Annotated in this window: 17 protein-coding genes; 11 read left to right on the top strand and 6 right to left on the bottom strand. The window is 56.2% G+C overall.

Features of this window, described 5'->3' with window-relative positions:
- Positions 1-4: 4 nt before the first annotated feature.
- Genes K5Q35_RS17880 through K5Q35_RS17870 form a run of 3 tightly spaced genes read right to left on the bottom strand, consistent with a single transcriptional unit; the run spans position 5 to position 2835 of the window.
- On the bottom strand, positions 5-814 hold the full coding sequence (locus K5Q35_RS17880) for an ABC transporter permease (RefSeq protein ID WP_220800795.1): 810 nt from the start codon (positions 812-814) through the stop codon (positions 5-7).
- A gap of 3 nt (positions 815-817) precedes the next feature.
- Positions 818-1744 (bottom strand): ABC transporter permease, encoded by a 927-nt coding sequence (locus K5Q35_RS17875; RefSeq protein ID WP_220800794.1) that lies wholly within the window; start codon positions 1742-1744, stop codon positions 818-820.
- Positions 1744-2835 (bottom strand): ABC transporter ATP-binding protein, encoded by a 1092-nt coding sequence (locus tag K5Q35_RS17870; protein WP_220800793.1) that lies wholly within the window; start codon positions 2833-2835, stop codon positions 1744-1746. The genes K5Q35_RS17875 and K5Q35_RS17870 overlap by 1 nt, the downstream gene beginning before the upstream one ends.
- 351 nt (positions 2836-3186) lie before the next feature.
- Between K5Q35_RS17870 and K5Q35_RS17865 the strand changes: the two genes are divergently transcribed.
- A complete protein-coding gene (locus tag K5Q35_RS17865; protein WP_220800792.1) occupies positions 3187-4215 on the top strand; it encodes an extracellular solute-binding protein in 1029 nt (342 codons plus the stop codon).
- A gap of 136 nt (positions 4216-4351) precedes the next feature.
- On the opposite strand, the gene K5Q35_RS17860 is transcribed toward K5Q35_RS17865, so the two are convergent.
- Positions 4352-8257, bottom strand: a complete 3906-nt coding sequence (locus tag K5Q35_RS17860) for an Ig-like domain-containing protein (protein ID WP_220800791.1) — start codon at positions 8255-8257, stop codon at positions 4352-4354.
- Between the two features lie 695 nt (positions 8258-8952).
- Here K5Q35_RS17860 and K5Q35_RS17855 point away from each other — a divergent pair.
- From K5Q35_RS17855 to K5Q35_RS17820, 8 genes are all read left to right on the top strand, one after another.
- Positions 8953-10686, top strand: coding sequence for an ABC transporter substrate-binding protein (locus tag K5Q35_RS17855; protein ID WP_220800790.1), 1734 nt, complete (start codon positions 8953-8955; stop codon positions 10684-10686).
- Positions 10687-10784: 98 nt separating this feature from the next.
- A complete protein-coding gene (locus K5Q35_RS17850; RefSeq protein ID WP_013960321.1) occupies positions 10785-11849 on the top strand; it encodes an ABC transporter ATP-binding protein in 1065 nt (354 codons plus the stop codon).
- Positions 11849-12922: an ABC transporter ATP-binding protein gene (locus K5Q35_RS17845; protein WP_220800789.1), complete on the top strand. Its 1074-nt coding sequence runs from the start codon at positions 11849-11851 to the stop codon at positions 12920-12922. The genes K5Q35_RS17850 and K5Q35_RS17845 overlap by 1 nt, the downstream gene beginning before the upstream one ends.
- A complete protein-coding gene (locus K5Q35_RS17840) occupies positions 12919-13782 on the top strand; it encodes a carbohydrate ABC transporter permease (RefSeq protein WP_013960323.1) in 864 nt (287 codons plus the stop codon). The genes K5Q35_RS17845 and K5Q35_RS17840 overlap by 4 nt, the downstream gene beginning before the upstream one ends.
- The gene (locus tag K5Q35_RS17835) at positions 13779-14576 is read left to right on the top strand and encodes a carbohydrate ABC transporter permease (RefSeq protein WP_013960324.1); all 798 of its coding nucleotides are present in this window, start codon (positions 13779-13781) and stop codon (positions 14574-14576) included. The genes K5Q35_RS17840 and K5Q35_RS17835 overlap by 4 nt, the downstream gene beginning before the upstream one ends.
- Positions 14576-14974 carry a DUF2160 domain-containing protein gene (locus K5Q35_RS17830; protein WP_259650575.1) on the top strand — a complete coding sequence of 133 codons (399 nt, stop codon included), beginning with the start codon at positions 14576-14578 and terminating at the stop codon, positions 14972-14974. The genes K5Q35_RS17835 and K5Q35_RS17830 overlap by 1 nt, the downstream gene beginning before the upstream one ends.
- Before the next feature lie 80 nt (positions 14975-15054).
- Complete coding sequence (locus K5Q35_RS17825; protein WP_013960326.1) at positions 15055-15453, top strand: BlaI/MecI/CopY family transcriptional regulator; 399 nt, start codon at positions 15055-15057, stop codon at positions 15451-15453.
- Positions 15437-16576 carry a M56 family metallopeptidase gene (locus K5Q35_RS17820; protein ID WP_220800788.1) on the top strand — a complete coding sequence of 380 codons (1140 nt, stop codon included), beginning with the start codon at positions 15437-15439 and terminating at the stop codon, positions 16574-16576. The genes K5Q35_RS17825 and K5Q35_RS17820 overlap by 17 nt, the downstream gene beginning before the upstream one ends.
- Positions 16577-16593: 17 nt before the next feature.
- Here K5Q35_RS17820 and K5Q35_RS17815 read toward each other — a convergent pair whose 3' ends face one another.
- On the bottom strand, positions 16594-17934 hold the full coding sequence (locus K5Q35_RS17815; RefSeq protein WP_220800787.1) for an aspartate aminotransferase family protein: 1341 nt from the start codon (positions 17932-17934) through the stop codon (positions 16594-16596).
- A 103-nt stretch (positions 17935-18037) separates the two neighbouring features.
- Positions 18038-20428: an FAD-dependent oxidoreductase gene (locus K5Q35_RS17810; RefSeq protein WP_220800786.1), complete on the bottom strand. Its 2391-nt coding sequence runs from the start codon at positions 20426-20428 to the stop codon at positions 18038-18040.
- Between the two features lie 110 nt (positions 20429-20538).
- On the opposite strand from K5Q35_RS17810, the gene K5Q35_RS17805 reads away from it, so the two are divergent.
- A complete protein-coding gene (locus K5Q35_RS17805) occupies positions 20539-21399 on the top strand; it encodes a MurR/RpiR family transcriptional regulator (protein ID WP_013960330.1) in 861 nt (286 codons plus the stop codon).
- 35 nt (positions 21400-21434) lie between these two features.
- Complete coding sequence (locus tag K5Q35_RS17800; RefSeq protein WP_013960331.1) at positions 21435-22403, top strand: TAXI family TRAP transporter solute-binding subunit; 969 nt, start codon at positions 21435-21437, stop codon at positions 22401-22403.
- Positions 22404-22452 lie beyond the last annotated feature (49 nt).

Here is a 22452-nt window from a genome sequence, read left to right as displayed (position 1 = left end):
TGGTTTATTTCTTGTCGCCGGATTTACTGACGAAATATGAGATCGTGACCATCACGATCGAGAATGCCAACAACATGGTCGAAATGGCCATGATATTGGGTTTGATGCCCTGTTTGACCGCCCCGAAAATCGCCGTCGGCAACGTTTCCACGCCCGCGCCTTTCACGAAATTCGTGATGATGAAATCATCCAGCGAAATGATGAAGGCGAGCAGAAACCCCGAAATGATACCGGGCATCATCAACGGCAGCAGGATCTTGGTGAACGCCTGCCGCTTGGTGGCATAAAGGTCCATGGCGGCTTGTTCATATGTGTCCTCGATGCCCTGCATGCGCGCGGCAATGGGCAGATAGGCAAAGGGAATGCAAAAGGCGATATGTGCCAGCAGAATGGTCAAAAGACCCCGGTCAAAGCCAATGGAGTTGAAGAAAATCAGCGTTGCTACGGCGGTGACGATTTCCGGCACCATCAGCGGCAATGAAATCAGCCCCAGCGACACAAGGCGCAGTCGAAAACGCCCGCCCCGGATCATGGCCGTTGCCGCAAAGGTCGCGATCGTCGTGGACATCGTGGCGGCGATGATGGCGATGACAAAGCTGTTGCGTGCCGCGACTTTGAACTTGGCACTTTCCGGTCCGACAAAGACGTCTTTGTACCATCTGAGGGAAAAACCTTCCCAGACCACGATGGATGCGGAGGCGTTGAAGCTGTAGATCATGACCACCATCAGCGGCACATAGAGGATCAGCAGGCACAGCACTGTGATCTGGGCGAAGCCGGGATAGGCTTTGACGTCGAATTTGCGTGCGGCCATGGCTTAACCGCTCCCGCGATTGGCGCGTGCCTGCTGGCGCGCGTAAAAGAGCAGGATCAGCAACACGAGGGTCAGCAGGATCATGGAGGCCGCCGCCCCAAAGGGCCAGTTGCCTGCGTTGCCCTTGAACTGCTCTTCGATCAGTGAGCCGATCATGAAATTCTTGGCCCCGCCCAGTAGGTCGGGGGCGAGAAACGCGCCCAAAGAGGGTACGAACACCAGAATGCAGCCCGCGATGACGCCCGGTTTGATCGAAGGCAGAATGATCCGCCGCAGCGTCGTCCATTTGGAGGCATAAAGATCCGATGCCGCCTCGCTGAGGGAAAAGTTGTAGCGTTCAACGGCGGCGTAGATCGGCAGGACCATGAAGGGCAGGTAGGAATAGAACAGACCGATCTGCACGGCGAAATTGGTGTTGATCATCTGCAGGGGGCTGTCGATCAGGCCGCTCCACATCAGGGTGTTGTTGATCGGCCCTTCCTCGCGCAGCATGAACCGCATGGAGACCGTGCGGATCAAAAGGTTGACCCAATAGGGAATGGTGATCAGGAACACCCAGAGCGGGCGCACATTTGCAGGGCGCGTGGCGATGAAATAGGCGGTCGGAAAGCCGATCAGCAGGCTGAGGATGGTCGCCAACCCGGCCTGCCAGATAGAGCGCCAGAAGATTGTGATATAGGTCCATTCGATGGTGCAGGGTTCATCACCAAAAAGGCCCCGGTCGCAGAAAAACTGTTCGTAAGCTGCGAACGAGAACTCCCAGATGACGCCACCGCGAAATTCCTTGGTCAGGAACGAATAGACCAGCATCAGCGATACAGGCAGCAGCACAAGCACGATCAGCGTGACCCAGGCGGGCATCAAAAGCCACGTGCGTGCTTCCTTGTAAGTATCGCCCTGTGTACCGCCGCTGGCAGTGCCGCCCGCCATCAGTTCGCCAGCAACCGGGCAGAGCCGAATTCGACATCGACGAAAACCTCCGCGCCGGGTTCAAAGGTCATCGTCCTGCCTGTTTCGGAGTTCTGCGTGCGCACGGCCAATTGCATCCCGCCCTGCAGATGCACAATGGTCTGCACATCTGTTCCGGCATAGATATTTTCAACGACTTGTCCCTGAAAGTTCTCTGTTTCAACTTTGGTGCTGCGCAGTTTTATCCGTTCAGGGCGGATGGACATATGCACCCTGTCGCCGATGTTTATACCCTCCACCGCGTCGCAGGTCAGGGTGAGGCCATTTGAAAACGCACAAAGCACACGGGTTCCGTCGCGCGATTTGATCGTAACCTCGATCAGGTTGGTCTCCCCGATGAAATCAGCGACAAACCGGTTTGCAGGCTTTTCATAAATGTCGCGGGCATCGCCGAGTTGCTGTAACTCGCCTGCGGACATCACCGCAATCCGGTCGGACATCGTCAACGCCTCGTCCTGATCATGGGTCACAAAGATGAACGTGATGCCCGTCTCGCGTTGCAAATGCTTTAGCTCCAGCTGCATCGCTTTGCGCAGTTTCAGATCGAGGGCCGACAGTGGCTCATCCAGCAACAAGACCTTTGGTTGCGGGGCCAGCGCGCGGGCCAGCGCCACACGTTGCTGCTGGCCGCCAGACAGTTGCGAAGGCTTGCGATTGGCGAATTGCGATAACTGCACAAGTTCCAGAATTTCGCCCGCCCGCGCGCGTGCCTGCGCCTTGGGTTTACCCAGCATCTCCAGCCCGAAACTCACGTTTTCCATCACGTCCATATGCGGGAACAGCGCGTAATTCTGAAAAACCGTGTTTACCGGGCGCTTGTTGGGCGGCAAATCCTCAATCTCTTCGCCATAGAGGAATATCTCGCCTTCGGTCACGTCTTCGAAACCGGCGATCATCCGCAGAAGCGTTGTTTTCCCACAGCCGGACGGGCCAAGCAGCGTGAAAAATTCATTGTCTCTGATCGACAGTGAGATCGTTTTGAGAGCGGTGAAATCACCATAGCGCTTTACGGCATTTCGCACATCAATCGCGTTTGGAACCTCTTGAGACACCGGCTCTCCCCAAAGTCGTCAGAATTTAACAAAACATATTGAGCGGTCTTGTACCACGTAAGCATTCTCTGCCTCAGCCTGTATTAGGCACAGCCTAAGGGGATCGTTCTTTTTCTACATTAATCAGACCATTTTTTGATCAACCCGCACAGACAGGGGGCAGTCGCGCAAGTCTTTCTACCTGTGGTTTAGGCGTCTTCCGGGGGTCGGGGCTGCAGACCGTGCAACACCGCTCAGGATCATAGCACAGCGATCCGTGATTATGTCATTGATGGTCGCAAACGTTGCGATTTTCTGCTTTGTTTCAACGCAAAGCGATAAAAAAGCAAACAACAACTCGGAGAGAACAACATGAAGCTACTGAATTCCACCGCCCTCGCCACCGCATTATTCGCCACCAGCGTTGCTGCCGAGGGCGAGTTGGTTCTGTATCACTGGTTTGAGTATATGCCGCAGGAATTGCTGGAAAAGTTCACCGCTGAAACCGGCGTAAACGTCACCATGGATACATATGATTCAAACGAAGCCATGCTGGCGTCGCTCAAGGCCGGTGGTATGGGCACCTATGACCTCGCCGTGCCGGGCGACTATATGGTTGAGATCATGGCGGGCGAAGGTTTGCTGGACACAATTGCGGATGGTGAGTTGGCCAATAAGGGCAATATCGCAGCGGAATGGGCGGACCCCAGCTTTGACCCCGGACGCAAGCATTCAATCCCCTATCAATGGGGTTCTACCGCTTTTGCGGTTGATACCGATGCGTTCAGCGGGAACATCAATACGACGGATATTCTGTTTAACCCGCCTGCCGAACTGTCGGGAAAAATCAACATGCTGGATAGTCAGGGTGAAGTTCTGGCCATGGCGTCCCTGCATATGGGCATCCCGCAGTGTTCAACGGATCGTGCGCAACTCAGCGCTTTGAACGATATGCTGCAGGAGGCCAAAACGCATTGGGCGTCTTTCAACTCTGACACCGCCAAAGAGGTTCTTGTGTCCGGTGATGTGGATGTTGGCATGATCTATGACGGCTTCAGCGCCAAGGCCCGTGCGGAAAAAGCGTCGATCACATATGCTTTCCCGGCCGAAGGGTACGTTGTCTGGATGGACAATGTGGTTTTGTTGAACGACGCGCCAAACCGGGACAACGCCATCAAATTCATGGATTTCCTGCTGGAACCCGAAAACATCGCGGCAGTGTCGAATTATGCCCGCTATGGCAATGGCGTGACGGGCACCGGTGAATTCCTTGACCCGGAACTGGCGACTTTGCCTGAATCAAACCCGCCAGCAGATGCGGGTGCGGGTGCCTTTATTCAGGTTTGCGATGAGGCGACACAGGCGGTGTACGATCAGATTTGGGTCAATCTGAAAAAGTAGTCCGGCGATAGCATGGATCCGGCGGGTTTACGCACCGCCGGATCCCGGAGCCAAAGACGATGGCCTCTGCCACGCATAGATGTCCCGCGGCGCAGGCTGGCGCACAAAATCTCTCCCACAGGTAAAAGCCACCGGATCAGGCCATGAAGCTATCCAGATAGATCAATCCGTCTTGCAGGGCGAGATACCCGGCAACCTCGTTTGTGTGGTCCACTTCAGTGTCCGCAGACCGCTCTTCCTGCACAAACATCGAGACGCCGTTTGCGTCGATCTCGCTCAGGCGCAGCGTGGCCGTGTCAACGCCGTCTGTGGTTTGCATGTCTGCAATAAAGACGGGCGTGTCGGTAAAGGGTTGCGTGAATACAAAGCTGTCGGCGCGTTCATCAAGCTGATCGCCTGTGCGCACGGCTTCCAACCCGCCGCTGCCGCCGGTTTCAATGGCGATCCAGGAGACGGTCTCGGCGACATGGGCGCCGCCGGCTTCTTCCTCTTCGATCTGAACCTCGAACCCTTGGTCGGTGACGCTGCGGATGCGCGTGGCAAGGGCTGCAGCGTCGTTCACCGTGGTGGTCTCCGCAAAGACAATGGCATCGTCCAGCGTTTCCCCAAAGGCGACAGCGGCGAACCCAACGCCAACAGACGCCGTTGACGCGACGATGGTCTGGCCGCTGTTTAGGGTGTGTGAGCCTTCGGCGATGGCCAGCCATCCGATATCCTCGACGCCATGAACCCCGTCCAGATAATCCCATTCGTCGATCTGGAACTCGAAACCGTTGTCGGTGACATTTCGCACTCGCGTGGTCAATTCTTGCGCATCGTTACTTGTGACGGGACCCAGCACCACGACTGCGTTTTCGATTTGCGTGTCAAACGCCACGCTATGCCATTGATCTGGTCCCGTTTGACCTACCGAAGCGACCCCACCTTGTCCGATAGCATCCGTCAGCAGCGGTTCGTCCAACCCGTTGATGGTTACCGTCACGGAGGCGCTGGATATAGCGCCATCCGCATCCGTGACGGAATAAACAAACTGATCTGTCGCGGTCTGCCCTGTACTCAATGCATCGAATGCACCGTTCTGATCATAGGTGAGGGTCTGGTCGGTATCCCATTTGACGCGCGCGCCCGAAGCAAGCGTGACCGTCTCACCGATGGTAACTGGCTGACCTTCGATGCCGGACAAAGACAACACATCGCCGTCTAAATCCACATCATTCGCCAGAACATCCAGCGACAGCGCCACGTCCTCGGTCACGGTTGCGGTATCGTTCTGCGCCACGGGTGCGGTGTTTGGCTGGTCATTGACAAAGATCAGGCCACCCTTGAGCGCCACGACACCAAGGGTTTCATCCGTATGGCCAATTTCGGTGTCTTGAGATTGCTCTTCCTCGACAAAGAGAGAGACGCCCGTGGCGTCAACAGCGGCGAGGCGCGTGGTTGATGTGTCTGCGCCATCAGTGGATTGCATGTCGGCCAGCACCACCGGCGCGGTCACAAAGTTGGCGTTAAAATCATAGCGCGACGCTGTCTCGTTCACCTCATCCGGGGTGATGAACGCCTCGAAAATCGCGTTTTGACCGGTTTCAATCGCGATCCACGACACGGTTTCATCCACATGCGCGCCGCCTGCTTCTTCTTCGGTGATCTGCGTCTGAAAGCCCTGATCGGTGACGTTGCGGATGCGGGTGGTCACGGCACTGGCCTCATTGAGTGATGTAACCTCAGCCAAAACCACGGCGTTGCTCAGCGTTTCACCAAAGCTGAGCGTTTCAAGGCCGGTGCCAACGGATGCGGTCGCGGCAACAATCGTCTCGCCGCTGCTGAGCGTATGGGATCCCTCGGACACGGCCAGCCAGCCGATACTCTCGCTTGCGTGGACCCCGTCCAGATAATCCCATTCGTCGATCTGGAACTCGAAACCTGTGTCCGTGACATTGCGCACCCGTGTGCTGAGCGGGGCATCGTCAAAGTCACTTGCCGGGCCCATCACGACGACAGCGTCTGCAATTGCCGTTGCAAAGCTGACCGTGTGCCATTGACCAGGGCCGGCTTGTGACACGGTGGCCACGCCACTTTGCCCGACGGGTGCCGTCGCAGGGCTATCATCCACGCCGTTCACCGTGATCGTCACAGTAGCCGTGTTCGATTGGTCACTGTCATCGGTTGCGGTATAGGTGAAACTGTCGGTAGCTGATTGCCCCTCGTTAAGGGCATCGAACGCGCCGTTGGGGTCATAATCGAACGTCCCATTCGGATCGACCGTCAGCAATGCGCCGGAGGCGAGGGCAATCTGACTGCCGACATTCGCGGCTTCGTTGTTCACGGTGGCGACGCTGAGCGGGTCGCCATCGCCATCGGTGTCATTGGCCAGAATACTGGCCGCTGCAAGCGCGCTGGCCTCATCGGTTGCAAAGGTGTCGTCGCTCGCAATGGGTGCCGCATTGCCGCCCAGCCCATCCAGAATGTTCTGAAAGCTGAAGGTCTGATCATCAAAGCTGAGGAATTCAACAGTGTTTTCTACAAGGTCCATCGCGACATTGATCACAGAAAGGAACGTGCCGCTGATGCTGAAGGAATAGTTTGAAAACAGACCGAGAAAATCGACCGTGTCGGTGCCGGAGCCGCCGTAATAGGTGTCATCCCCAAGGCTGTCGTTAAAGGTGTCGTTGCCACCATTGCCCCTGAAAACATTCGAGGCATCATTGCCAAAAAACGTATCCGATCCCGAACCGCCAATGGCGTTCTCGATGATCGTGCCTTCAGCGAGCGTCAGATTGCCCGTCAGACCGCCGATGTTGGAGATAGACGGTGCCGTCGCGAACTGGCTGGTGGGGGTCAGGTTGATCAGTTGGTTTGCGGAATATCCACTGAAATCAAGCGTGTCGATGCCGCCTGCATCCACAATCGTCGAGGCGGTTCTGTTTGCATAGGTTGCAAACTCAGCCCAGATGTTCGACGTGCTGGCGGAGATATTGGTGTTGAACCCATAGACCGTATCGCCCAGAAACGCGTTGCTGATGCCAAAATTCGTGCCGCCAGAGCTCTGATCGCCGTACATGTCCTGCAAGGCGATCCAATCCACGGCCATGGGTGTCTGGAGAAAGGCAAAGCTGGCCGGGATCGTGGTGTTTTCGTTCTGGCTGAAATACGACATCATCGTCGCCTGCCAGCTGTCATTGTCAAAATCGGCATCACTCGGAAATGAACCGCTGCCATTGTAGAGACCCTGATGACCCAAGCCCAATGCATGGCCGACTTCGTGGAAAATCGTCTGCAGCGTGTAGTCGTTGTAGGTCGATGTACCCCCGGACCAGTCTTGTCCAATGTTGATCCATGAATATTGCACGCCTGCTGAAAACCCTGTTGAGTTCGCATAGGCACGACCCGCGTCGGTGTCCTTGAAGAAAATATCCGTGAAATCGGCGTTCGAGGAACTCGTCTCAACGAATGAGATACCGAGCACCTCGCCAAAGACATCCATGACATCGCGGACCAGATCAGCACGCGGCGCTGTCAGCCCATTTGTGTCCGTGCCAGCGCGGTTCACGTTTGAAAAACCGCTGACATTGTAATGCAGTACACCGCTTTTTGGATTGAGGCCCGAATCCGTCAGGTTGAATTGTCGTGGGACGGTGCCAAAGGCTGTCCAGAAATCTGTCGTCAGAAAATCAGCCAGATCGCTGAGCTGTGACGGGGCGGACAAGTTGACTGCCCCAAGCTCGTTGTCCGGATCATTCGCGGCGATGGCTCTGGTGAGAACGAGGTCTTCGGGGGGCATGCCGCCGCAGCCGATACAACAGCACCCGGTCAGGTGGTTGATCTCGACAAAAGGGATATTGTCTTGCGTTTCATCAGCGCCAAAAAGACCGGGTGTGAAAGAAACGACGGGTTTGGCACCACCGGAAAGGTTGTCCGCGGCTGTGGTGTTCGCATCCGAAAGAGACTGCGCCAGCCGGGAGGTCTGGCCATACGTGCCCAGACTGTCTTCAAAGGCCAGAACGCTTTGGCCCGAGCCACTGGTTGTTTTGATATTTCCACTCATGAAAGGGCCACCGATTGGTCACTCATCTTACGGTCCATTCTAATTGATATTAAAATTTAAATACTTCGTATCGTCCCGAAATTTGTAAAAGAAAACGGACGATTACTGCAATGTTTCAATTGGCCGCTATCGTTTTCGGCAGTGTTTCGCGGCTTTTAGTCATACTTTAATTAAAAGAGGCGGGTTGGTGCGTGTCCAAATCGACGTGAAGTGCTGGGATAATGAATGTTCTGTAAAAGCCGCATTTCGCGCGCAAACCTGTTGGTTTTTCTTTTTTGCTGAACGTCTCCTTTTTGCGGGTCAAGGGCTCAGATTTGAGCATGTGAACACATCGTTTTGAGGCGTCCATTAACCATAGTACAGAGCGAATAAGGTTAATCTTTTGTTAATGCCCGCATGCAGCAAGAAACCAATGCAGGTGCTATTTCGCGACGGTGAACGGCCCGGATCATGCGTGCATGCACGCTTTTCTTTTGAGGCGCTGATAGGGTGCTACCACAGTAACAGTGCGCGCCGGAAAGACTCGCATCAAAGGTCTGTCGAGTTGAGCGGAGTATTGCCAGTCATAAATAGTCAAATAAAAACAGTGGTATGAATATCTACTAAATATTTAGTTTGACAGAATTGTGCAGATAACAGTAGCGTGATCCCGCTGGCACAGGCTGGCGACTTTAAAAAATTTGGGAGGAGAAAAGATGCGCAAGTATCTGCTCTCCGCGACCGCGGCTATGGCCGTCATCGCGGGGTCTGGGACTGCTTTTGCCGATACGGCTGCAGCTCAGAAATGGATTGATCAGGAATTCCAGCCATCGACCCTGAGTAAAGAAGAACAGCTCGCTGAAATGGAGTGGTTCATTCAGGCGGCGGAACCCTTTGACGGAATGGAAATCAACGTCTTGTCCGAGGGTATCCCGACCCATGGATACGAATCCGAGGTGCTGACGAAAGCCTTCGAAGAGATCACCGGGATCAAGGTAAACCATCAGATCCTCGGTGAGGGCGAAGTCGTGCAGGCGGTGCAAACCCAGATGCAGACCCGCCGCAACCTCTATGACGGGTATGTCAACGATTCCGATCTGATCGGGACGCACTCACGTTTGCAACTGGCCTACAATCTGACCGAACAGATGGCCGGCGAATGGGCCGACACCACGTCGCCGACGCTGGACCTTGATGACTTCATGGGGATTCAGTTCACGACGGGTCCCGATGGGAACCTCTACCAGCTGCCGGATCAGCAGTTCGCGAACCTTTACTGGTTCCGCAAGGACTGGTTTGACCGCGAAGACCTCAAGGCGGCGTTCAAGGAAAAATACGGCTATGAACTAGGCGTGCCGGTCAATTGGTCCGCCTATGAAGACATCGCGGAGTTCTTTTCCAACGACGTCAAGGAAATCGACGGCGTGACGATCTACGGCCACATGGACTATGGCAAACGTGCACCTGATCTGGGCTGGCGGATGACTGACGCATGGCTTTCCATGGCCGGTGCCGGTTCGGTTGGTGAACCCAATGGCGTCCCGATTGATGAATGGGGCATCCGGATGGAGGCGGGTTCCTGCAACCCGGTTGGCGCATCTGTAACCCGTGGGGGCGCGGCGAATGGCCCGGCGGCTGTCTATGCGATCCGCAAATGGGACGAATGGCTGCGCAACTATGCCCCTCCGGGTGCGGCGAGCTATGACTTCTACCAGTCTTTGCCAGCGCTTGCGCAGGGTAATGTCGCACAGCAGATCTTCTGGTACACGGCCTTTACCGCAGACATGGTGAAACCGCAGTCTGAAGGCAACAATACCGTCGATGCAGACGGCAACCCACTGTGGCGGATGGCACCCAGCCCGCATGGTCCCTATTGGACCGAAGGGCAAAAGGTCGGCTATCAGGATGTGGGATCGTGGACATTCCTGAAATCAACACCCACTGATCGTGCGCAAGCGGCATGGCTTTATGCTCAGTTTGTCACCTCCAAGACCGTTGACGTCAAGAAATCCCACGTGGGTCTGACCTTTATCCGCGACAGCACGGTGAATCACGAAAGCTTCACCGAACGCGCGCCCAAACTGGGCGGTCTGGTGGAATTCTACCGCTCGCCCGACCGTGTGGCATGGTCACCAACCGGCATCAACGTGCCTGACTATCCCAAGCTGGCTCAAATCTGGTGGCAGCAGATCGGTGACGTGAACTCCGGTGCGTTTACGCCGCAGGAAGCGATGAACCGTCTCGCCGAAGAGATGGACATCACCATGGCACGCATGCAGCAGGCCGATGAAGCAGCCAACGTCTATGGTGGCTGTGGTCCGCGCCTCAACGAAGAACGCGATGCCGAGTTCTGGTTTGCCAATGGCGGTGCCAAGCCCAAGCTGGACAACGAAAAGCCGCAAGGCGAGACCGTCAACTATGATGATCTCGTTGCGCGCTGGAACCAGTAAGCCAACCTGCGGCCCGGCAGTCGTGTCGGGCCACTGAACACAGCCGGAGCATCCGATGCGATGCTCCGGTTTCAAGGACCGAGGGCGCAAGGTACAAGATGAGCATCGAACTGATAGACGCCACCAAGGTGGTCCGGGGGATCACCCATATCAAACCCACATCACTGGTTTTGCACACGGGGCACTTCAACGTGCTCTTGGGGCAGACAGGAGCAGGCAAGACATCCCTGATCAAATTGATGGCGGGCCTTGATCCGCTGGCGTCCGGCAAAATTATGATGGATGGGCAGGACGTATCGAAACTCTCGACACAAAAGCGCAACATCGGCCTCGTGCATCAGTTTTTCGTAAACTACCCCCATATGACCGTTTACGATAATATCGCCTCGCCGCTGAAAGTGGCCGGGATGGCCAAGTCAGAGATCGCAGGACGGGTGGAGGAGGCGGCAGACATTTTGCAACTGCGCCCGATGCTGCACCGCCGACCGCAGGAATTGAGCGGCGGGCAACAGCAGCGCTGCGCCCTTGCGCGCGCCATTGCCAAAGAAAGCCGCGCGGTGTTTCTGGATGAGCCGCTGGCCAATCTGGATTACAAACTGCGCGAAGAACTGCGCGAGCAATTGCCAGAGCTTTTCGCCGGGCGCGGAACGGTTGTGGTTTATGCCACGTCAGAACCCGAAGAGGCTTTGATGTTGGGAGGGCAAACGGCCCTCATGGATGACGGTTTGGTTACTCAATTCGGCACGACCGCCGAGATTTATCGCAAACCCGCGACGCTGACGGCGGCACGGGTGTTTTCCGACCCGCCGATCAATGCCGCACAGATCACCAAGACGGGCGGCATGGCATCGCTGGACACTGGCGTGACATGGCCACTGTCAGGTCCTGTCGCTGATCTGGCGGATGGCAGCTATACGGTTGCTGTGCGGCCCCACCATGTCACCCCGTTTTCAGCCTCGCAAAATGAGGTGGAACTGAACGGCGTGGTGCAGGTGACCGAGCTTTCGGGGTCGGAATCCAGCGCGCATTTCCAAATGGGGAATGAGGGTTGGGTGTCATTGGCACATGGCGTGCATCCCTATCAAATCGGCGAGGAGCATCGCTTTTTCATGGACATCAGCAAAGCCTTTTACTTTGCCCCGGACGGGAGCCTCGTTGCCTGATGGCTAAGATCACGCTTTCAAACCTGCGCCATTCCTATTTCCCAAATCCGTCGGGACCTGAGGACTATGCGCTTAAAGCAATCGACCTCGATTGGCAGGACGGGGGCGCCTATGCGCTTTTGGGGCCATCAGGGTGCGGTAAATCCACCTTGCTGAACATCATTTCGGGGCTGCTGGTTCCGTCGGAGGGGCGCATCCTGTTTGACGGCAAGGACGTCACCGACCTGCCACCCGATCAACGCAACATCGCGCAGGTATTCCAGTTCCCGGTGATTTACGACACAATGACGGTGCGCAATAACCTTGCGTTCCCGTTGCGCAACCGTGGTGTGCCCGAAGCAAAGATCGCAGAGCGCGTGGCCGAGATTGCGGGCATGCTTGATGTGGAAGACATGCTTGATACACGCGCCGCGCATCTGTCGCCGGACAACAAGCAAAAGATCTCAATGGGGCGCGGATTGGTGCGCGATGATGTGAATGTGGTAATGTTCGATGAGCCACTCACCGTCATTGACCCGCATTTGAAATGGAAGCTGCGTTCCAAGCTGAAAGAGCTGCACCAAAGGGTGCGAGCCACCATGATTTACGTCACCCACGACCAGACCGAAGCGCTGACCTTTGCGGATCAGGTGGTCGTCATGCAGGACGGCGAGGTGGTGCAGATCGGCACGCCGGTTGAACTGTTTGAGCGGCCGCAGCATACGTTTGTCGGCCATTTCATCGGCTCGCCAGGCATGAATGTGCTGCCGGTGGTCGAAAACGGCGGTGCGGTGCACTTTGAAGGCCATCCTGTCGCGCTCGAGGGATCAATCGCGGGCGAGGGCGGCAAGACCGCCATCGGCATCCGCCCCGAATTCGTCACGCTCTCCGATGCGGGCTTGCCTGCGCGGGTGCGCAAAGTGTCCGATGTGGGCCGCCATTCTGTCGTTGAGGCGATGGTGGGCGACACACCCGTCAAAGCGGTCGTCGAGGGCGATGTGCCCGAGCAGGGCGCGCCCGTGCATCTGGCGTTCCGGCAGGATCAGACACGCCTTTACCGAAACGACTGGATCGCGACGGAGGCCGCATCATGAAAACCGAAAACCAAAAAGCATGGTTCTTTGTGCTGCCGGTGCTGTTCCTTGTGGCGTTCAACGCACTTGTCCCGATCATGACGGTCGTGAATTATTCCGTGCAGGAGACGTTTGGCAACAACCTGTTTTTCTGGCAGGGGTTGGACTGGTTCGAACAAATCCTGCGTTCTGAGCGGTTTCACGCAGCCCTCGGCCGCCAGTTTCTCTTTACCGGCCTGATCCTCGCAATCGAGATACCACTGGGCATTATCATTGCCCTCTCCATGCCGAAACGTGGCATCTGGGTGCCGGTGTGTCTTGTGCTGATGGCCTTGCCGATGCTGATCCCGTGGAACGTGGTGGGTGCGATGTGGAACATCTTTACCCTGCCAAAGATCGGGATGATGGGGTACTTTATTAATGACGTGCTGGGCGTGCGCTATGACATGACGCAGGACCCGCTGGCCGCATGGATCACGATCATAGTGATGGATGTGTGGCACTGGACTTCATTGGTGGTGCTGCTGTGTTATGCGGGCCTCGTGTCGATCCCGGATGCCTATTATCAGGCGGCCAAGATCGACGGCGCGTCCCCTTGGAAGGTGTTTCGCTACATCCAGCTGCCCAAGATGAAAACCGTTCTGACCATCGCGATCCTGCTGCGGTTCATGGATAGCTTCAACATCTACACCGAACCCTTTGTGCTGACCGGTGGGGGGCCGGGCAATTCGACGACGCTGTTGTCGATTGATCTGGTGAAAATCGCGCTGGGCCAATTCGATCTGGGGCCTGCGGCGGCCATGTCGCTGATCTACTTTGCGATCACATTGCTGGTGTCGTGGCTGTTTTACACATTGATGACCAAGGATGACGACAAATGAGAAAACGCTCCCTCATCCCCATTTTCTATATCATCTTTCTAATGCTGCCGATCTACTGGCTCGTCACGATGAGCTTCAAGACCACCAATGACATCCTCTCGGGCTTCAGCCTCTTTCCCGAGACATTCACACTGGACAACTACCGGGTCATTTTCACGGACCCGACATGGTACTGGGGATATTTCAATTCGATCATCTACGTGTCGATGAACACCGTGATTTCGATCTGTGTGGCCCTGCCCGCGGCCTACGCGTTCTCGCGCTACCGCTTTCTGGGGGACAAGCAGCTGTTCTTTTGGCTGCTGACGAACCGGATGGCCCCTGCGGCGGTGTTCGCGCTGCCGTTCTTTCAGCTTTACTCATCCGTTGGCTTGTTCGACACGCATCTCGCGGTGGCTTTGGCGCATTGCCTGTTCAACATCCCGCTTGCGGTCTGGATCCTTGAGGGGTTCATGGGCGGTGTGCCCAAGGAACTGGATGAGACGGCCTATGTGGATGGCTATTCCTTCCCGCGCTTTTTCGTCACGATTTTCCTGCCGACAATCAAGGCCGGTGTCGGCGTTGCCGCCTTCTTTTGTTTCATGTTCTCGTGGGTTGAGCTTTTGCTCGCCAAAACCCTGACGGCGGTTGCAGCCAAGCCAATCGCCGCCACTATGACCAAAACGGCATCCTCTGCGGGATACGAGTTGGGGCTGCTGGCAGCGGCAGGCACCTTGACCATCATTCCGGGCGCTATCGTGATCTACTTTGTACGCAACTATATCGCGAAGGGCTTTGCCCTGGGGAGGGTGTGATGAAACGGCTGACAGTCTTATTGACATTTCTTCTGGCAAGCCGAGTCCTCGCCCAAGGCTGGGGAAACGTCGCCCAACAGGAGGAAGAGACGGGGTTTTCGTGGACCGAGCCGCTCTGGCCGGAGTTCTGGATGGCCTGGACGCCCGCAACGTTCTTGCTGTTTTGCGGTATATTCAGTGCCATGGCGATCCTCACCATTCTTGAAATACGCAGGCCGGGCGGGGACGAACGGCGCGGTATCCTCGGGCTGACCACCACGCGGGGCGACAGGCTGTTTATTTCCCTTTTGGGGACGTCTTACATCTTTCTTGCGTGGCTCGGTCTGGTGGGCCAGCCCGTCTGGTGGCCGGTGGGCATTTCCATCGTCTGGGCCATATTTTGTTTTCGAAAGGTATGAGAAATCTCTTTGGAATACGAAAATCATAGTATTTACTTACAGGCGTTCTGGCATGAGCCGCGCCAAGGGATGGCTTTTTCATGAGAGAACGCAAAAAAAGTGAGCTTCTGACTGAGGTGGAGTTGGAATTCATGAACGAGCTGTGGGCCTTGGGGGAGGGGACCGTGCGCGATGTGTTAAGTCAATTGCCCAAAGAACGTGACCTTGCCTATACGTCCGGCGCGACCATTCTGCGGATCCTTGAGCAGAAAGAGTTCGTGACCAGCCGCAAGGTGGGCAAACAGCTTGTCTATAAGCCTGAGTTGGAGAAAGACGTCTATCAATCCCGCTCGCTTAAGGATCTGTCGCGCAAACTCTTTGACGACACCCCGGAATCCCTTGTGGCGCGATTGGTCAATGACGACGAATTGACCGAAGAAGCCCTTGGCGAAATCCGCGCACTTGTAGACCGGAGGTTGAAAAATGATACCGGCGGATAAGCTGCTAGACGCCTATGTGAATGCCAATATCCTTTTTGTCTGTGCGTATGTTTTCTGGGTGTTGGTGCGCGGGCGGCTCAGCCTTTTTGGTCTGGAGCGCGCCTATGGGACGCAATTGCGGTTGCTCAACAGTATTTTCCTGACGATCTTGCTGGCGCCTCTGATCGCGATGGGTTTCGGGCTGCTGCAACAGACCGGGCTTGCTCAGGGTGTGACGCTGAACCTGTCTGATATGGTGGTTTCCTACTACCTGAACGGCGGTCTGCAGATGCGCGCAACAGAGTTTGAGGCGCTGGTGACGCTGCGCAACACGGTCACGCTGAACATCGTGTCCGGCGTGGGGTGGTTTGCCTGGCTGACCATGGCTGTGCTGGGTATGGGCTTTGTCATAGGGGTGATGCGTTTGGTGGTGTCCGTGATGTGCTTGCGACGGATTGTGCGGGGCAGCTATGCTTGGCGTCGTTTTGGCAGGGTGCATTTGCGATTGTCAGACCAATCGCTTGTCCCGTTCTCCACGCGTGGTTTTTACAACTATTACGTGGTGATCCCATCTCACATGCTGGCGGAGGCACATGAGCTTAAGGTGTCTTTGGCGCATGAGTTTCAGCATATCCGGCAGGGTGATCTTGAATGGGAAATCCTGATCGAGGCGCTCAAGCCGGTCTTTTTCCTCAACCCGGTTTATCACGCATGGAAGCGGCAGGTCGAAAACCTGCGTGAGCTGAATTGCGACAGCGAGGTTTTGTCGCGCGGTCGCATCGATATGCGCGAGTATTGCGATACGCTTTTGTCCGTGTGTCAAAAAACCCTCAGCCGCGACCGTGACTTTGTCATCGCCGTGCCAAAGGTGACGCTGGTGAGCGCTGACAGACCCACATTACGGCAGGGCGGCAAGAGCTTTCTGGAAGCGCGCATTCTGTCGCTCACGAACTTGCGGGATGCCAAGCAATCGCGGCTCGCCGTTCTGGCATTGGTTTTGCCTTTCGTTGCGGCAGTAGCGCTGCTGTCGCTGGCGATCCAAACCCCGCCAGATTGGAGCCAGGATCGCTTGATGCTCTCCACGGTCGTTAACCTCGAACGGCTTGATGAAATAAACCGCTTGTCCGCATTTGGCCGTAACTAAGCGAGCGTCAGACCCGGTTAAACCGCAGCAGGGTCAGCACCGATAACCTGTTCAAGGGCTGTCGCCAGCTTGCCGACCAATTCATCGATCTGGCTGTCTTCAATGATGAAAGGCGGCGCCAGCAGCACGTGATCGCCCGCCCGTCCGTCGCGCGTGCCCGCCATTGGATAACAGATCAGCCCTGCGTCGAAGGCTGCTGTTTTGATTTTCGCGGCATATCCCTTTGCAGGGTCAAAGGGTGTTTTAGTTTCCCTGTCCTCAACGATTTCGATGCCCTGAAACAGCCCTCTGCCGCGGATATCGCCCACATGTGGATGTTGACCGAATTGGTCATGCAGCGCTTTTGACAGCACCTCGCCTTGCCGCCGGGCCCGATCGCATAGTCCGTCGCCAACAATCTTGCTCACCACCGCCAGCCCGGCAGCGGCGGCAACCGGATGGCCGAGATAGGTGTGACCATGCTGAAAAAAGCCTGTTCCGTTCTTTATTGTTTCGTAGATTTCGCCCGTGCACAGCATCGCCCCAATGGGTTGATAGCCCGCGCCAAGCCCCTTGGCGATGCACAGGATATCAGGCGCGATCCCATCTGCATCGCAGGCAAACAGATGGCCCGTCCGACCCATGCCGCACATCACTTCATCAAGGATCAGAAGCACGTCGTAGGTGTCACAAATCTCACGGATGCGCTTGAAATACCCTTCAACAGCGGGAACAGCACCGAGTGTCGCACCCACCACAGGTTCGGCCATGAAGGCCATGACGGTTTCAGGCCCAAGGCGCAAAATCTCGTCTTCCAGCTCCTGTGCGGCACGAAGACCATAAGCAGCGGCACTTTCACCCTCTTCACGCAGCACATATTCGTAACAGGGTGCGATATGATGAACGTCAAACAGCAAAGGCGCAAATTGCTGCCGCCGCCATTCATTCCCGCCTGCCGCCAATGCGCCAAGCGTATTGCCATGATAGCTTTGCCGCCGCGCAATCAGGTGCCGTTTTTCTGGCTGACCCTTTTCGACAAAATACTGCCGCGCAAGTTTGATCGCGGCCTCCGTCGCCTCGGAACCGCCAGAGACGAAATAAACACGTTCTATGTCAGCGGGTGCATGTTCAATCAACAGATCGGCGAGCGCTTCGGCTGGTTCAGACGTCAAAAACCCGTTATGCGCAAAGGCAAGGTCAGCGACCTGTTTCTGTATGGCGGCGATCACATCCGCATCACCATGTCCAAGGCAGGAAACAGCAGCACCGCCTGATCCATCCAGATACGCCTTGCCGGTGCTATCATAGAGATAACACCCCGCGCCACGGACGGCGGTGGGGATGGCTTTTTTACAATGACGCGGAAACACATGCGACATCAGGTTTCTCCTGTGCAAAGCGGAATGGCAAAGTGAGCGTTGGTTTTTTCTAGAGCATGGCGCGCGCAGAATCCATCTGGGTCTGCCGGGGCGGTTTGGTTGATCATGGGCGCATCCGCACACCGCTGGGATCAAACGCCGCCGCAAACTGCATGCGTCCGGTGTATTTGGTCCCTGCGATATCGATCTCGACCGCGCCGCCATCAACGGCAGCGTTTACATGGGCCAAGGCGACAGGTGCGCCAATCCGATACCCAAAACTGGCAGAGGTTATCTGGCCGATGATGTCCGGGCCTGCGTAAACCGGTTCATGACCCAGAGGCACGGCGGTTTCATCGTCAAAGACAATCGTGACCAGAGAGCGTTTTGACGTCTGCGCGCGCTCTGCCAAAGCCTGTGCACCGATAAACCCACCGGTCTTTTTCGCCATGCCGTGCATGCCAACCTCGACCGGGCTGAGATCACCGTCAAGTTCATGTCCCATGGCCGCGAACCCTTTTTCAATGCGCATGGAGGATTGCGCAAAAAGACCTGCAGGGACAGCACCCGCAGATTGGAATGCTGCGTAAATCGCCTGCGCGTTTTCGGCTTTGCAGGTGATTTCCCAGCCCGCTTCGCCCACATAGGACATACGCACGGCGCGGACATGTTTGCCTGCAATGAATGCAGGCCCGACTTTGAAATACCCAAGGTCGCATAGTTCCGGTGCACCCGTCGCGGCAACGATGCGTGCGGCCTCCGGCCCCATCAGGCAGAGAACGGCGTAGTCTTCGGTGCTGTCTTTCAGCGTGACGTCAAAACCGTCGCTCTGCCGCAGTGCCCAAGCCAGATCGCGCTTGATCGCATTGGTGCCGACGAAAAGCCTGTAATGATCGTCTGCGATGCGGTGTGCCGTGATGTCGCTTTCATAGGTGCCGCGCTCATTCAGCAGGGGGGTGTAAATCGCTGTTCCGGCGGGGCGATCCATGTTGCGCATGGCCAGATGCTGCAGAAAGGCGCAGGCATCGGGGCCTGTCACTTCGATTTTGCCAAAGGGGGATGCGTCAAAAACTGCGGCGGCCTCATGTGCTGCGTGGACTTCCCTGCGCACATTCTCAAACCAGTCGGGCCGTCCAAAGGTCATCTTTGGGTCCGCTGATTTGCCAAAATAGAGCGGCCTTTCCCACCCGTAGACCTGACCGAAATGCGCATTGGCCTTGGCGTATTCCGCATGCAGCGGCAGCACGCGCAGATCGCGCGCGGTCTTAAGCTGACGTCCGGGGTAGGCGATTTCATAATGTGTGCCAAGGATTTCAGGCGCGCGGGCCATCAGATGATCAACCGAGTTGAACACAGGCGCGAAACGCTTGGCGTCCGCTTCGCCAAGGTCATAAGCAGTATGCCCATGGACGATGCAATGGGCCAGATTCATGCCCGCCCCGCCCCCGGATGCCATGCCGACCGAATTCATGCCGCAGCCCAAAAACAGCCCGCGTGTCTCAGCCGTTTCCCCAAGCATGAACATACCATCGGGCGTAAAGCTCTCGGGGCCATTCAGCAGCATTTTAACTTCTGCCGTTTCCAGACAGGGCAGGCGGTGCAGGGCGTTGAGCATCATGGGCTCGAAATGATCCCAGTCTTCGGGCAAGAGGCCAAATTCGAAATTCTGATCCAGAACTCCGGGGGCAATTGGCTTGCCCATCGGCTCAAAGCACCCCACCAACAAACCGCCGCTGTCGTCGCGAATGTAAAGATGATTGTCATGATCGCTGAGGGTCGGCACATTGCCCTCGATCCCCTCAAGCGGTTTTGTCAGCAGGTAAAAATGTTCGCAGGCCAGCGCGGGTACCTCGGCACCTGCCATGCCACCAATCTTGCGCGACCACAGCCCCGCACATAGTGCCACGGCATCGCAACTGACGGTTCCCTTTGTTGTTTCGACACCCGTGATGCGCCCGTTTTTAGTCAGAATGCCGGTGACGCCTGTGTTCTCGAAAATGCCTGCGCCGTGGCTTTTGGCTGATTTGACCAGCGCGGCACAGACGTCTGAGGGTGAAACGCGGCCATCCTCAGGCGACCAGACAGCCCCCAGCACATCGCTTGCGTTCATCAGGGGCCAACGCTCTTGTGCTTCGCCCGCACTGACCCAATCGGCCTTGATGCCAAAAGCATGCGCAAGGGCTTCTTGCCGTCTGACGTGAATTGCCCGGTCTGGTGTTGTCGCGATGGACAGGGACCCTTTCTGGATCCAACCCACATTCTGGCCGGTTTCCTTTTCCAACTGCGCATATAGATCCACAGAATACTGGATCATGCGCGTCAGGTTGCGCGAGTGTCTGAGCGCGCGCACCTGCGCCGCGGAATGCCATGTGGTGCCCGAGGTGAGCTTGTTGCGCTCCAGCAGGATCGCGTCTGTAACGCCCATCTTGGCCAGATGGTAGAGGGTCGAGCAGCCCATGATGCCGCCCCCGATGACGACGACGGAGGCATGTGCAGGTATTTCTGAAGGTGTCATGGTATTTCTTTCGGTTACACGCCATTTGAAACACTTGTTTCAGCCATTGACAATATCAAAACATATGAAACAGTGTATTTAACGTTTAGGATGGAGCCATTATTGCCAACATGACAGTTCAGGACAGGATCAGCGGGTCATATGCAGATTTGAGCGACAAGCTGAGGGTTGCTGCAAAATTCGTGTCGGAAAACCCTGCGGAAATTGCAACGCGCTCTCTGCGCTCGGTTGCACAGAGCAGTGGCGTATCACCGGCGACGTTTTCGCGGCTTGCGCGTGCGCTGGGGTATCGTGACTACGAACAGTTGCGCGAAGAGGGCCGTCTTGTCGTTGAGCGTCAGATGTCGCCATTCTCGGAACGCGCGGCCAAACTACGCGCGCAGGCAGGCAAGGAGCAAGGCCGCGCGCTGCTTGAACATCAATCCGCAGCCTGCATTGCAAATGTCGAAAAGCTGGTTGCAAGCGTAAACAGGGATGCGCTTGAACGCGCCGTCCGGCAAATTGACGAGGCGAAGACTGTTTTGTTGGTCGGCTCCATGGGGTCGGCGGGGGTTATCGATTATCTGGGATACATGGGCCAGTGGTTCAAACAAAACTGGAAGGTGGCAGGGCGCAATGGGATTGAGCTTTCTGCCACGCTGTCGCGGATCAATGAGGGCGATGTCGTCGTCGGACTGGTCAAAGCACCATATGCACGCCGTACCGTCGCTGCGCTGAAAGCTGCGCAAGACAGGGGGGCGAAAACGGTTGTCATTTCTGACAGTCCGACATCTCCCGCATTGCAATTTGCCAATCATAGCTTCATCGTGGCGACACAGAGCCCTCAGTTCTTTTCATCCTATGCGGCAACGCTAGTATTACTGGAGACGATAATTTCTATGCTCATCGCCCGGGCCGGACCCGATGCTGAAGAGCAAATACGCGCAGCAGAACAAACTATTGAGCGTCTTGGAGAGAACTGGACGCCATAAATACCGAATTGCAACATATAAAGGGAGATCAACACATGTTCGCAAAACACTTTCTGACAGGGGCGGCAATGGCCGCTTCGCTTGGCATGGCTGGAGCCGCAAGTGCCGAGCAGACGTTTATCACGATTGGCACAGGTGGTGTCACGGGCGTTTACTATCCAACCGGCGGTGCAATTTGCCGTCTTGTGAACAAGGACCGCAAAGAGCACAACATCCGCTGCTCTGTGGAGTCCACTGGCGGGTCTGTCTATAACACACGCACAATTCGCGAAGGTGAATTGGACTTTGGCATTGTTCAGTCAGACGTTCAATCCGCAGCCATGGAAGGTGTTCGTGCCTTTGACGGGGATGAACCATACGCTGATCTGCGCGCAGTTTTTTCAGTACACCCTGAACCGATGCATGTGATGGTCCGCGAAGACGCAGACATTAATTCCGTCATGGATATGAAGGGCAAGCGGGTCAATATCGGCAACCCCGGATCGGGCACGCGCGTGCTTGCAGACGTCCTGATGGAAGCTGCCGGTGTTACGCCGGGTGATTTCTCTCTTGCGGCGGAATTGAAGTCGTCAGAGCAAGCAGCAGCGCTGTGTGATGGCAAGATTGATGCAGCTATCTGGGCCGCTGGTCTTCCAAACGGCTCCACCATGGAGGCGACGTCGACCTGTGGGATCAAAATCCTCGACCTGACGACCTCGGGTACGGACAAGGTACTGTCAGCCAACCCTGCCTATGCGGCAGCGACCATCCCGGCGGGCCTGTACCCGGGCAATGACGCAGAAATTGCGTCCTGGGGTCCCAAAGCCACCTTCGTGGCAGATGCCAATACACCGGATGAAGTGGTGTACGTGCTTGTCAAAGCGGTTTTCGAGAACTTTGAAGATTTCAAGAAACTGCACCCTGCCTTTGGTCGCCTGACGGAAGAAGAGATGATCAAGGATGGCCTCAGCGCCCCGCTGCACCCCGGTGCTGCGAAATACTATGCTGAGCGTGGCTGGATGTAAGCCTTTCAGAATTGAAACAGCTCCCGGCGCTCTGAGCGGCGGGAGCAAA

Source organism: Roseobacter sp. OBYS 0001 (assembly GCF_019654895.1).
In the GTDB taxonomy this organism is placed as follows: Bacteria; Pseudomonadota; Alphaproteobacteria; order Rhodobacterales; family Rhodobacteraceae; genus Roseobacter; species Roseobacter litoralis.
The sequence above is the reverse complement of the archived record's forward strand: the minus strand, read 5'-3'. Positions and strand labels throughout refer to the sequence as shown.

Excerpts from the sequence above, each read along its gene's own strand:
- K5Q35_RS17880 (WP_220800795.1), bottom strand. The coding sequence starts at position 814 with ATGGCCGCACGCAAATTCGACGTCAAAGCCTATCCCGGCTTCGCCCAG.
- K5Q35_RS17875 (WP_220800794.1), bottom strand. The coding sequence starts at position 1,744 with ATGGCGGGCGGCACTGCCAGCGGCGGTACACAGGGCGATACTTACAAG.
- K5Q35_RS17865 (WP_220800792.1), top strand. The coding sequence starts at position 3,187 with ATGAAGCTACTGAATTCCACCGCCCTCGCCACCGCATTATTCGCCACC.
- K5Q35_RS17860 (WP_220800791.1), bottom strand. The coding sequence starts at position 8,257 with ATGAGTGGAAATATCAAAACAACCAGTGGCTCGGGCCAAAGCGTTCTG.
- K5Q35_RS17855 (WP_220800790.1), top strand. The coding sequence starts at position 8,953 with ATGCGCAAGTATCTGCTCTCCGCGACCGCGGCTATGGCCGTCATCGCG.
- K5Q35_RS17850 (WP_013960321.1), top strand. The coding sequence starts at position 10,785 with ATGAGCATCGAACTGATAGACGCCACCAAGGTGGTCCGGGGGATCACC.
- K5Q35_RS17845 (WP_220800789.1), top strand. The coding sequence starts at position 11,849 with ATGGCTAAGATCACGCTTTCAAACCTGCGCCATTCCTATTTCCCAAAT.
- K5Q35_RS17840 (WP_013960323.1), top strand. The coding sequence starts at position 12,919 with ATGAAAACCGAAAACCAAAAAGCATGGTTCTTTGTGCTGCCGGTGCTG.
- K5Q35_RS17835 (WP_013960324.1), top strand. The coding sequence starts at position 13,779 with ATGAGAAAACGCTCCCTCATCCCCATTTTCTATATCATCTTTCTAATG.
- K5Q35_RS17830 (WP_259650575.1), top strand. The coding sequence starts at position 14,576 with ATGAAACGGCTGACAGTCTTATTGACATTTCTTCTGGCAAGCCGAGTC.
- K5Q35_RS17825 (WP_013960326.1), top strand. The coding sequence starts at position 15,055 with ATGAGAGAACGCAAAAAAAGTGAGCTTCTGACTGAGGTGGAGTTGGAA.
- K5Q35_RS17820 (WP_220800788.1), top strand. The coding sequence starts at position 15,437 with ATGATACCGGCGGATAAGCTGCTAGACGCCTATGTGAATGCCAATATC.
- K5Q35_RS17815 (WP_220800787.1), bottom strand. The coding sequence starts at position 17,934 with ATGTCGCATGTGTTTCCGCGTCATTGTAAAAAAGCCATCCCCACCGCC.
- K5Q35_RS17810 (WP_220800786.1), bottom strand. The coding sequence starts at position 20,428 with ATGACACCTTCAGAAATACCTGCACATGCCTCCGTCGTCGTCATCGGG.
- K5Q35_RS17805 (WP_013960330.1), top strand. The coding sequence starts at position 20,539 with ATGACAGTTCAGGACAGGATCAGCGGGTCATATGCAGATTTGAGCGAC.
- K5Q35_RS17800 (WP_013960331.1), top strand. The coding sequence starts at position 21,435 with ATGTTCGCAAAACACTTTCTGACAGGGGCGGCAATGGCCGCTTCGCTT.